The sequence below is a fragment of the Mesorhizobium sp. WSM4808 genome, from assembly GCF_055811675.1.
Genome location: NZ_JBVVQX010000052.1, coordinates 1 through 10489, shown reverse-complemented (window position 1 = coordinate 10489; position 10489 = coordinate 1). Strand labels below are relative to the sequence as shown.

The 10489-nt window shown below is 56.2% G+C and carries 11 protein-coding genes and 4 pseudogenes; 9 read left to right on the top strand and 6 right to left on the bottom strand.

Annotation, left to right across the window (positions count from 1 at the left end):
- The first annotated feature begins 744 nt into the window (after positions 1–744).
- The 3 genes and pseudogenes from AC0L2U_RS34505 to AC0L2U_RS34495 all read left to right on the top strand — a co-directional run bounded on the left by AC0L2U_RS34505 (position 745) and on the right by AC0L2U_RS34495 (position 1811).
- Positions 745–834, top strand: a complete 90-nt coding sequence (locus AC0L2U_RS34505) for a hypothetical protein (RefSeq protein ID WP_473603670.1) — start codon at positions 745–747, stop codon at positions 832–834.
- Positions 831–1190 (top strand): hypothetical protein, encoded by a 360-nt coding sequence (locus AC0L2U_RS34500; RefSeq protein ID WP_473603669.1) that lies wholly within the window; start codon positions 831–833, stop codon positions 1188–1190. Before AC0L2U_RS34505 ends, AC0L2U_RS34500 begins: the two co-directional genes overlap by 4 nt.
- A pseudogene (locus tag AC0L2U_RS34495) lies at positions 1187–1811 on the top strand (M24 family metallopeptidase). The gene AC0L2U_RS34500 and the pseudogene AC0L2U_RS34495 overlap by 4 nt, the downstream one beginning before the upstream one ends.
- A 231-nt stretch (positions 1812–2042) precedes the next feature.
- On the opposite strand, the pseudogene AC0L2U_RS34490 reads toward AC0L2U_RS34495, so the two are convergent.
- The 3 pseudogenes from AC0L2U_RS34490 to AC0L2U_RS34480 form a co-directional block, all read right to left on the bottom strand.
- A pseudogene (locus AC0L2U_RS34490) lies at positions 2043–2289 on the bottom strand (histidinol dehydrogenase); the annotation flags it as partial.
- 29 nt (positions 2290–2318) lie between these two features.
- Positions 2319–2591 (bottom strand): annotated as a pseudogene (locus AC0L2U_RS34485) (FAD-dependent oxidoreductase); the annotation flags it as partial.
- Between the two features lie 26 nt (positions 2592–2617).
- Positions 2618–2967, bottom strand: a pseudogene (locus AC0L2U_RS34480) (alanine racemase); the annotation flags it as partial.
- A 461-nt stretch (positions 2968–3428) separates the two neighbouring features.
- Between AC0L2U_RS34480 and AC0L2U_RS34475 the strand changes: the two are divergent.
- From AC0L2U_RS34475 to AC0L2U_RS34455, 5 genes are all read left to right on the top strand, one after another.
- Positions 3429–3626: an Lrp/AsnC family transcriptional regulator gene (locus tag AC0L2U_RS34475; protein ID WP_473603668.1), complete on the top strand. Its 198-nt coding sequence runs from the start codon at positions 3429–3431 to the stop codon at positions 3624–3626.
- A 61-nt stretch (positions 3627–3687) separates the two neighbouring features.
- Positions 3688–3789: an Lrp/AsnC ligand binding domain-containing protein gene (locus tag AC0L2U_RS34470; RefSeq protein WP_473603667.1), complete on the top strand. Its 102-nt coding sequence runs from the start codon at positions 3688–3690 to the stop codon at positions 3787–3789.
- A gap of 344 nt (positions 3790–4133) precedes the next feature.
- A complete protein-coding gene (locus tag AC0L2U_RS34465) occupies positions 4134–5093 on the top strand; it encodes an aminotransferase class IV (RefSeq protein ID WP_473603666.1) in 960 nt (319 codons plus the stop codon).
- A gap of 97 nt (positions 5094–5190) precedes the next feature.
- Positions 5191–6381 carry a glycine C-acetyltransferase gene (locus AC0L2U_RS34460; RefSeq protein ID WP_473603665.1) on the top strand — a complete coding sequence of 397 codons (1191 nt, stop codon included), beginning with the start codon at positions 5191–5193 and terminating at the stop codon, positions 6379–6381.
- A gap of 39 nt (positions 6382–6420) precedes the next feature.
- The gene (locus AC0L2U_RS34455; protein ID WP_473603664.1) at positions 6421–7605 is read left to right on the top strand and encodes a M20 aminoacylase family protein; all 1185 of its coding nucleotides are present in this window, start codon (positions 6421–6423) and stop codon (positions 7603–7605) included.
- An 877-nt stretch (positions 7606–8482) separates the two neighbouring features.
- Here AC0L2U_RS34455 and AC0L2U_RS34450 read toward each other — a convergent pair.
- The 3 genes from AC0L2U_RS34450 to AC0L2U_RS34440 are packed head-to-tail and all read right to left on the bottom strand — an operon-like array spanning position 8483 to position 9515.
- Positions 8483–8869, bottom strand: coding sequence for a transposase (locus AC0L2U_RS34450; RefSeq protein ID WP_473603663.1), 387 nt, complete (start codon positions 8867–8869; stop codon positions 8483–8485).
- Entirely contained in the window at positions 8869–9339 is a 471-nt protein-coding gene (locus AC0L2U_RS34445) for an IS110 family transposase (RefSeq protein ID WP_473603662.1), read from the bottom strand. The genes AC0L2U_RS34450 and AC0L2U_RS34445 overlap by 1 nt, the downstream gene beginning before the upstream one ends.
- Complete coding sequence (locus AC0L2U_RS34440; protein ID WP_473603671.1) at positions 9243–9515, bottom strand: hypothetical protein; 273 nt, start codon at positions 9513–9515, stop codon at positions 9243–9245. Before AC0L2U_RS34440 ends, AC0L2U_RS34445 begins: the two co-directional genes overlap by 97 nt.
- A gap of 163 nt (positions 9516–9678) precedes the next feature.
- Between AC0L2U_RS34440 and AC0L2U_RS34435 the strand changes: the two genes are divergently transcribed.
- Positions 9679–10489 (top strand): IS110 family RNA-guided transposase (locus AC0L2U_RS34435; RefSeq protein ID WP_473603661.1); only part of this gene is annotated, 811 nt, incomplete at its 3' end.

The following is a 10489-nucleotide window of genomic DNA, read 5'->3' as shown; positions in this document are numbered from 1 at the left end:
ATCTACGACCACCATACGAGCCGGCGGATTATGCTCGGAGCGCTAGCCTGAGGGCGACCTCAACCTGGTCGGTCAGCATTGGTCAACTCCGCCAGAACGGTTGTGGGATCGATGATCCCGTCGATCCGCAATCGAGACGAATTCGTGATCCGGTCATACCCAGGTGCCGCTAATTCGGCCTGGGGTAATCGCCGGCGCAGTCTTCGCGTTCCTCCACTCTTTTGACGAGGTCGTGATTACGTCGCTCGTCAGCGGATTCTCGGTCCGCACCCTGCCGCTGAAGATGTGGGAAGATATTCGCCACCAGATCGACCCAACAATTGCGGCAGTAGGATCGCTACTAACGCTTTTGCCCTTGCTCTGCTTGATCGTCCTTTATGTGACGTGGTGGCGGTCGGTGCCGAAAAACCAGCGCACGCTCCTGAACCCAGCGGCTTAGGGACCTTCTTTGGACCGTGACTGCCTCGACAACAATTGCGCGTGTTGAAGTGATAAGCGTCATGGCCTGGTATCCGCCAATCATGGAGCTCCACCGGCAAAACATATGGCCCTGTATGATCAATTGATCGTAATGGGGTCCCAGCAACTTCAAAAACAGCAGCAAATATATTGGCCTGCCTGGAAGCATCATAAGGAGTAAAAAAATGCCAATTAGCAAGGGCCCTCAGGCCTTCCCCAGAACGGAGTTCCTGCGGCGACTTTCCGCTAAAAGCACAGCTGGCACGACGTGACGTTGACGCGCTTGTGGTGTTCAACCCACATAACATTACATATCTGACTGGATACACGACGCCGTCTGGATACGTGCCGGAGGCTCGTGGTGTCGGTTCATGAAGACGAACCCACATTCATATTACGCAAAATGGATGCCCCCGCAGCGATTCACCATTCACCAGACATTCATGAACCGGGAAAATATCATTGCGTACCCAGAAGAACTAATTGGCACTCCAGAGAAGGATGGCTATGACGCGATCATCGCGTTTCTACATGAAAAAGGGTTTGAAAATCGCGGTATAGGGTCTGAGCTTGGGGACTTGCGGTTCCATGCGGTGACCAAGTTCAGGAACTGTCTCCCGAACGCCAGGATTGAGGATTGTTCGAACGTCGTAACCTGGCTCCGGATAGTCAAATCAGACCTTGAGATCGCCGTTATGCGCGACGCTGCGCTATCACAGACGCTGCGATGATGCGGGCTGCCGAAGTCATGCGTGCGGGCGTTCGCGAGGCCGATGCTGTCGCCGGAATTGCGGCGACACTCGCACGGGGTGCCAACGGACGGCCCGGTACCAACCTCGCCGGAATCGCCCTTAACTCTTCTCCGCGAACAGGCACAGCGCACATTCCATGGAGTGAAGATATGTTCCATGAAGGCTCCCAGATCAATATCGAATTAGGCGGTGTTCGGCATGGATACGCAGTCGGGCTCATGAGAACATTCTCGATTGCCGATCCGTCCGACCGCCTCCAACGAGTTCACGATGCACACATCGCCGGAATGGACGCAGCGCTTGAAACGATACGGGAACACCTGCAGCGATGTCGCAAACGCTTTCTATCGGGTTTATGAAGGACTCGGTTTTAAAAAGGAGTCGCGCTGCGGTTATGCTAACGGCATCGGTTGGCTAGAGCCGACCGCAAGCTTCCAGAAGGGCGACATGACCGAGTTGAAGCCGAACATGACCTTCCATCTCATGCTTGGCAACTGGTTCGACGAGGATTTTGGCTACATGATTAGCGAGTCAATTCGCGTAACAGAATCGGGAGTCGAGGTGCTGACCAACACACCGCGCAAAATCTTTACTCTCTAGGCGCTCCCTTACCGACGGCCGCACGGAACTGGTGCGGTCTGTTGATCTGAGAGTGCCGACTTGAGCCCCGTACTGAAAATCTCGTATCACCAGGGGCGGCTTTCGGAGCGGGGGTGAGTGGGAGGTTCTGCGTCCTCGTCTTGCGTAGCGGCAAGGATATATTTGTGGAAAGCGACTCGTTAGCGAGCTGTTTGTAGAGGCACAATCAGGTAGAGCGGCCGGCAGCGATGGTGGCAGGTTATGGTTTGTACCGCAGCATTTGTCCGAATAGACGACGCTGGCGAATTCCCCGGTGAAGAGCGAGCCGTATGCGTAGATTCTTGGCGGTTGCCAGCGGATCGCAGGTGTGGACTTGCAGATGCTCCGTAGCGATGTAGTCCGAGTATGCTATCATCCTGTCGTCGTCTTCTACGAAAATGATTTCGCCATAATCTCGCCAAGCTGCGCCTGCTACGGGAGCCGTCGGCAGGTCTTCAACAAGGCTCCAATCTCATCGCAAATTGATCGCAAGCGGCTCAGGAAGGCCGTATCGGCGGTCAATCTTGGCCGCAGATCAGCGGTGCATGTTCCATGAAAAGCCATTTGATGGCCTTCTGCAGGATGCCGGGGGCAGCGCGGGACGAGCAGTAGCCGAAAGAGACTTCGCCGGCATTGGCGAAGCTCGTTTCCAGCGCTGGCCCCTTCCTGGCGGTCGATGACCGTGACTTCATGGCCCGCTTTCGTGAACTGGTAAGCGGAGGTGACGCCGACGACGCCGGCTCCCAAAACGATGACTTTCATGATGTTCATATTGAAGCCGAAGGCTCTCAGCGGTAGTTCCTGGCGTCACGATCACCCAGGCTGTCAGAATTTGGTAGTAAATCATGCCGGCATCTTGCGCCACGTCTTCAAGCGATTGATGCGGCCCAAGAACCTCGACGAAGCTGCCGAGCGACAGCGTTCCGGGGAAGACAGTGATATCGATGGTAATGCTGTCCATGGAGAGGCGCCTGTATCGGCAAACGTTCCGCGGCCGCTGAGGTTGCGCGGCAATCCATCGGCATAGCCTGCAGCGATCGTCGCAAGTCGGGCTTCTCTTTCCGCGAGACGTAGGCGCCGGCATAACCGACCTTGGGCAGGCGGGCACCGTGCTGACTAGGACCACGGCGACCTCGAGGCAATTCCGGCGAGCAGGACAACGTTAGAATCCCTCACTGCCCGGTCTTAGACGGGCAACGCACTGCGCCGTGTTTTTCGGTCGGCAAAACCTCAACTGTGACCTTCCGACCGAACTTTGGTGGTAGTCGCACATTATAAAATGAAGATACCCATTTGCACACGAGCCTTGGCGTCAGACTGTAGTCTAAGTTGAAATAATTTCACAAAAAGCGGTCGATCTTGAAACGTCGAAGTGGCCTGAAACCCCCGTCGCTGCGGCCAGCATGTCGCTCCTCCTTTTAAGCCAAATTCTCCATATTCGCTTTGATTAAACCGGCGGCTTGAATTGCCTATTTCACAGTGTTGGCGCAAAATGAAACATATATGGCGTCCGATTGTTGAATCGCATTAGCATTTAACATCGTCGTTCGCGTAAAATGATTTTATGGGTACCAGGGTCCACACAGGAGAAAGAGATAGATGCTGGACGATCTCGATCGGCGCCTCGTCGCCGCACTTCAAGTAAACAATCGGCTCTCGTTTGTTGAACTGGCGGATATTGTTGGCTCGTCCGCCGCGTCCTGTATGCGCCGAGTCAACAAGCTGCGTGCAGATGGCGTGATAATTGCCGACGTCGCTCTAGTAAATCCAAAGACTCTGGGAAATCACTCACGGTAGTTGTGAACGTAGGGAACTCGACCGGGAGCGGCTAGATCTCGTCGATGACTTCAAGCGCGCCATGCGGGCCGCAAAGGAGGTCACCCAGTATTATATGGTGACCGGAGATGCGGATTTCGTACTGATTGTTGCGGTTGAAGATGTGGTAGCGTTCGACGTATGACCACGCTTGATCGTGTGAAGTTCGAGACCCGCGTCTTGGTATGACCCCTTTTCTTCACCTTTGTTGTTTTTGCCACCCGAGCGCTTTTTATGAAGCTTTTGTTGCGTTTGCCCCACGAGTTTGATCGTTCCTGCCCAAAATTTCCTGCGATGAATCATACGCAGTCGGCGTTGTGTCGAACTGCCGCTGACAACCCCAACGAACCGGGCATCTGCTCAAGCAGAGTCTCGTAGGCGGCATTTGGGGAGCAAGCCGCTAAGTCAGGCAGCGCGAGCACACGAGTGGGCATCGATCGACAATGCGCGCGGGGAGGCAATATCTCTGGCGCAGCAGGAGAAAGAAACATGACAATCGCAACGTTTGGATCGCACGAAGATCTTCCAGAAGTCAAATCGCGTTACCAGGATTCTCGCAATTATCCTCAAGGCATTGCCTTCATGGACGGACAGTATCTCCCCATGTCAGAAGCAAAGGTTTCAGTCCTCGATTGGGGCTTCCTTCACTCCGACGCGACCTATGATACTGTGCACGTGTGGGAGGGTCGTTTCTTCAGACTCAACCTCCATCTCGATCGCTTCTTCAGGGGCGTGAAGAGTCTCCGGATGAAGCTGCCGTATAGCCGCGAAGAAATCGAAGCGATTTTGACTAATTGCGTCACTTTGTCGGGACACAAGTCAGCATATGTTGAAATGATATGCACCCGCGGCGGATCCCCCACTTTCAGTCGTGACCCGAGGGAGGCTGAGAACCGCTTCATTGCATTCGCAGTGCCGTACGGTTCCGTTGCCAATAGTGAACAGTTGAAGCGTGGTCTCCATGTAGCTGTTAGCGATACAGTCCGCATCTCGCCCAAATCGGTGGATCCGACCATCAAGAATTATCATTGGCTCGATCTGGTGAAGGGGCTTTTTGACGCCTACGACTTCGGCGCGGAAACGGCACTGATTATGGACACCAACGGTAACATCGCCGAGGGCCCAGGCTTCAATGTGTTCACCGTGAAGGGAGGTCAGCTGAAAACCCCCGCGTTCGGAGTACTGCCGGGCATCACGCGTCAGACGGTCTTTGAGCTGTGCGAAGAAGCAGGATTGACGGTTGCAGCCGCAGACTTGGCTCGCGACGAACTGCTTCAAGCGGACGAGGTCTTCATCACCTCGACCGCGGGAGGTATCATGCCGGTGACGCGCATCGACCATACCCTCATCGGCAACGGCAAGGTGGGCAGTGTAACAAGTCAGCTGACGAATCTGTACTGGCAGAAGCACTCGGATCCGGCATGGTCTACCGTCGTAGACTACCCGTGAACTGATCAAGCATGTCCTTCAGATAGGTGACTCATCCGTCGGATACGGGTGAGTTGCCTGTCCTCCTCTCGATCTCTCCGCCAATCCTCGGAAGACCATGACCGACTCTTTTGTTGCACATCTAAACGAAGAACTGATGAGACTTAAGTCGTCAGGGCTCTATAAACCCGAACGCATTATCATCTCTAGCCAATCTTCCAAAGTCCGGGTGGCAGATGGAAGCAATGTGTTAAACTTCTGTGCCAATAATTATCTTGGTCTTGCCGATAACGACGACGTTTGCGCTGCCGCAAAAGCTGCACTCGACCGCTACGGCTACGGCATGGCCTCGGTGCGCTTCATCTGCGGCACGCAGGAAGAGCATAAGCAACTCGAGGCACGCATTTCCTCGTTCCTCGGCACGGAAGACACGCTTCTCTATTCGTCCTGTTTCGATGCCAACGGTGGTCTCTTCGAGACCCTGCTCGGCGAGGAAGATGCGATCATCTCCGATGCGCTGAACCACGCCTCGATCATCGACGGCGCGCGGCTCTCCAAGGCCAAGCGCTTCCGCTATGCCAACAACGACATGGCCGCGCTGGAGGAGGAACTGAAGAAGGCGGAAGGCAGCCGCTTCAAGCTAGTCGCCACCGACGGTGTCTTCTCGATGGACGGGATCATCGCCAATCTGCAGGGCGTCTGCGATCTCGCCGAGAAGTATGGCGCGATGGTCATGATCGATGACAGCCACGCCGCCGGCTTCGTCGGCAAACACGGACGCGGCTCGGCCGAGCATTGCGGGGTCGAGGGCCGGGTCGACATCATTACCGGCACGCTCGGCAAGGCGCTAGGCGGCGCGTCCGGCGGCTATACCTCGGCCAAGACGGAGGTGATCGACTGGCTCCGTCAGCGTTCCCGGCCTTACCTATTTTCCAACACACTGATGCCGGCAATCGCGGGCGCCTCGCTGAAGGTGTTTGAGATCATCGAGAAGAGCGATGCGCTGCGCAAGAAACTTTACGGCAATGCTGATCGCTTTCGGTCAAAAATGACGACTGCCGGGTTTACGTTGCTCGGGAACCACCACCCCATTGTCCCCGTCCTATTCGGCGATGCCAACGTGGCCCGGGAAATCGCTGATCAAATGCTGTTACAGGGCATATATGTAACGGCCTTCTCCTTCCCAGTCGTGCCGAGAGGTCAAGCGCGCATTCGCACCCAGATGTCGGCAGCGCATTCGACGGAGGACATCGATCTCGCGGTCGAAGCGTTCGTTAAGGTAGGCCGAAATCTAGGCATCGTTGCTTGAGATCGTAAGGTTCGAAACACGCAAAAAGGTTTGTGCAACATGAGAGACATTGAAATTTTCAGGGAACTGCAGAGCGAAGCAACTGGTTGGCGCCGTTATCTCCATGAACATCCGGAACTGGCCTTCGAGGAGTACAACACCGCAAGGTTTGTTGCCGAAAAGCTCGCTTCGTTTGGCATAAACCACATCGAAACAGGAATTGCGGGGACTGGCGTCGTTGCCCTGATTCAGGGAGAAGGCGGCGATGGGCCGACGATCGGGCTGAGAGCGGACATGGATGCCCTTCCAATCGTCGAGACATCAAATAAGCCTTGGGCATCGAAGGCCTCTGGCATTATGCACGCGTGCGGCCACGACGGTCACACGGCCATGCTGCTGGGCGCTGCAAAACATCTTGCGAGGTCGCGCAACTTTAAGGGCTCCGTTGCCCTTATCTTCCAGCCCGCCGAGGAGCCAGTGTTCCCAACGGGCGCCTACAAAATGGTCCAGGAAGGGATCATGGAGCGCTTCGGAATCTCCCAGGTTTTTGGCATGCATATCGCCCCGGGCATCGAGGTCGGCAAATTCGGCATCCGGCACGGTTCGATTATGGGCTCCCAAGATGATTTCGATATCATCGTTAAGGGTCGGGGTGGACATGCGGCCAGCCCATCTCGCACGATCGATCCCGTTGTCATTGCAGCCCAGATCATTATTGGCCTACAGACCCTGGTATCGCGCAAAACCGATCCCTTGGAGTCGCTGGTGATCTCCGTCACCAAATTAAACGCCGCACAGGCGTACAATGTCATTCCCGATCAGGTCGAGATCGGCGGGACCGTCAGGACCTCTGCATCCCACCTGCGGGATTTCGCCGAGCAAGAGATTTTGGCTTCTGCCCAGGGCATTGCGCGGGGGTTCGGCGCAGAGATTGCGTTCAAATATCTCCGATCGGTTCCAGCGACCTTCAATTCCACGGAAGAAACCGAGCTGGCGATCCAGGCGGCGCGCAATCTTGTCGGAGCCGCATCCGTTGATGAAAAGGTGAAATTTAGCATGGGAGCGGAGGATTTCGCCTACATGCTCGAAGCGCGACCAGGCGCTTACATTTTCCTTGGCAATGGGCCAACACCTGCGTGTCACAATCCGGCGTTTGACTTCGACGACGAGGCTTTGCCTTATGGCATCGGCTATTGGGTAAAGCTGGTCGAGACAGTGTTGGGGTCTGAAACGAACAGCGGATAATCTAGTCAGCGTCACTGATGCCGTGTCACTGGTGGTAATGCAGTTCACGTATTGTGCGGCTATAGGGCTCGTGTGCACCGGCACAATCCGTCCCATAGCCGGGAATGCCCTTGTTGCCGTTCCCACGACAATTCGAGGCCATCCGCCCGAAGATCGCCGCCGTGGTCTGTAGGCGTTCCATGATGTGCCTGTGCTCTACGTGCTGGGGAAGTTTCACGATTGGACAGACCTGGGCGCGAACAGACAAACAGATCGTTGGCTTCGTCGAACCTTGTGAGTAAGGCGGGTCGGGCCTCTGGGATTTGGGGCTCTGACGTTAACGGTATCGATCCAGCGGGGCCGTTTTGGCGGTCACCCGGGAATCGTCACGCTCGTAAACAAGTAGAAATCATGTCGATCTCCGTGGCTCATCTTAGAAGGCTCCAGAGCCCACTCAAGGCTTTGAGGGGATTGCCTCAGTCAGAGGGGAATTATGCCGCGCCCATTTCAAAAATGATGCTTTTGAGATGCGGAATTACTTCGGCGGCATTGACCTGCCACGGGTAATTTCCTCCATCTGAGATTAGAGTCCGGCCCTTGATTGAAGGACGGACTGATGAAGAGAAAGCGTTTCACGGAAGAGCTGGGGTTCTCTGATCGCGGAGCTGATTGCAAGCTCCTTTTCGGCGTATCCATGTTCCTGCCGGCTCTGTGGTTCTCTTCGCGGTTAACACTGGGTCGCCGCATGTTAGCGTTCGGGACGTGGGTGCCTCAATGTAATCGACGCAGTACCTTAAATTAGGGCTGCCTCCCCATCTACGAGATCACCGACGCCATCGTCCCGGCAGGGACATATCACCGCCGAAAGGGCGGATCTTACTTCATGCTTGGCTGGTGATCACGCGGTCGCCTCCTCCTTCGACCAGCGGAATTCGCTGCCGTCGATCCAGATCCGATGCATGATCACAGCCAGTTTGCGGGCGACGGCCACTCGGGCTTTCTTGCTGCCTATCCGGCGCGCCAGGCGCGCGCCCCACGCTTTCAGCGCAGACCATCTGGCGACCCGAGCCAACAGAGTGCCCGCGGCCTCGAAGAGATAGGTGCGTGTGAGCGTGTCACCGCATTTTGAGACCGACCCGTCACGATCGACTTCTCCCGATTGATACCGTCTCGGCGTCAGGCCGAAATAGGCGCCAACACCCGATGAGCGGACAAAGCGCGCTGGATCATCCACCGCCGTGACGAAGCTGACCGCCGTCAAGACGCCAATGCCGGGCACGGTCATCAACCGGCGGCACGGATCGCTGTGTTTGCCAACCCGAGAATGTGCGCTTCCAACGTTCTGATTTCTTGCTCAATGCGTGCGCGGACAGCCAGCAACGCTGAAACAGCACCTTCCAGCCCAAGCTCTCCCGCGCAGAGCTCGCGAACGGATTCCTCATATTTCCTTCCACTGACTTTCCCGACAATCCTGCCGAATGTCTTCAAAAGCCCACGTATCTTTGTTCCGAGATCGCGGCGCATGTTGACCAGCTGGGCACGGGAGGAAAGCAAGGTCCGCACACGATGGCTGTCGAGGCTCTTGACCGCAACTTCCTTATACCAGCCGCTCCGAATAATCTGGGCTAAGCCGTAGGCATCATTGTCATCAGTCTTGTTCAGCTGAACCGACAATGCCGCCTTCGCATGCCTGGCATCAAGGCAGACGGCAGGAAGGCCGTTTTCCCGGAGTGCGTGCCAATGCCATGTGCACAACGTCCTGTTTCCAGGCCAATCTTTACAACTAATGGTGCATGTTTGTGAATGGCTTCAGTCAAGGCTTCCGGTGTTGAGGCAACCCTGCCACGCCACACCACTGCGCCGGCTTCGTCAAGAACACATACCGATGTCAGGTCGAGGGAAACATCCAGACCAACGAAGTGCTTCGTCATTCCATTTCTCCACATGGCGAGATCAAACGTCAGCAGTCTAGCTGAGTGCTGCATGCTCCGCGATCACGCCATGTATTCGGTTCAGCTCGTTGAACGCGTGGCCCCTTTTCGGATCATGACGTTTGTCTGATGCTCAGAGCCGACCTGGCAAGAGGAGATCGGCATGAGCGTTTATGCAGGACTGGATACTTCACTCGACGCTGTAGCTATTTGCGTTATCGCCGAGACCGGCGAGATGCTGTGGCAGGGAAAGGTGCTCGGTGACCCGGATGCTGTGACGGCTGCACTTCAGCGATGGCGGGACGACCTAGTTCGCGTTGGCTTGGAAGCCGGTGCGACATCGGAGTGGATCGGCGGACACCTCGTCGACGAGGGCTTCCCTGTCGTGTGTCTCGAGAGTCGACATGTCAAAGCGGCTCTGGGCGCGATGACGGTGAAGACGGACCGGAATGACGCGCAGGGGATTGCACAGATTGTGCGCACAGGTTGGTTCAAGGCAGTTCATCTGAAGTCCGCTGCCGGCCAGAGGCTGCGCACGCTCACCGCCGCGCGCAAGGCTACGGTCAGGGCGGTCACTGCCAACGAGCAGGTCATCCGAGGCTTGTTGCGTCCCCTGGGGCTAAAGATTGGCGCCGTCACGCGCGTTCGTTTCGAGGCAAGGGTTCGACAGCTGGTCGGAGCGGATCGGCTGTTGCTGGGTATCTTTGAACCGCTCTTGCGGATGCACAGGTGTCTGCGCGAGAACCTGGCGGATCTGCACCGGCTCGTCCTGAGAGCGGTTCGAGTGGATCCCGTCTGCCGTCGCCTCATGACCATGCCTGGCATAGGACCCGTCACCGCGCTCACCTACAGGGCAACGATCGATGATCCCAAGCGCTTCCGCCGATCCAGATCGGTCGGTGCGTATCTCGGCCTCACACCGCGAAGATACCAGTCTGGAGAAGTCGACAGGGTCGGTCGCATCACCAAAGTGG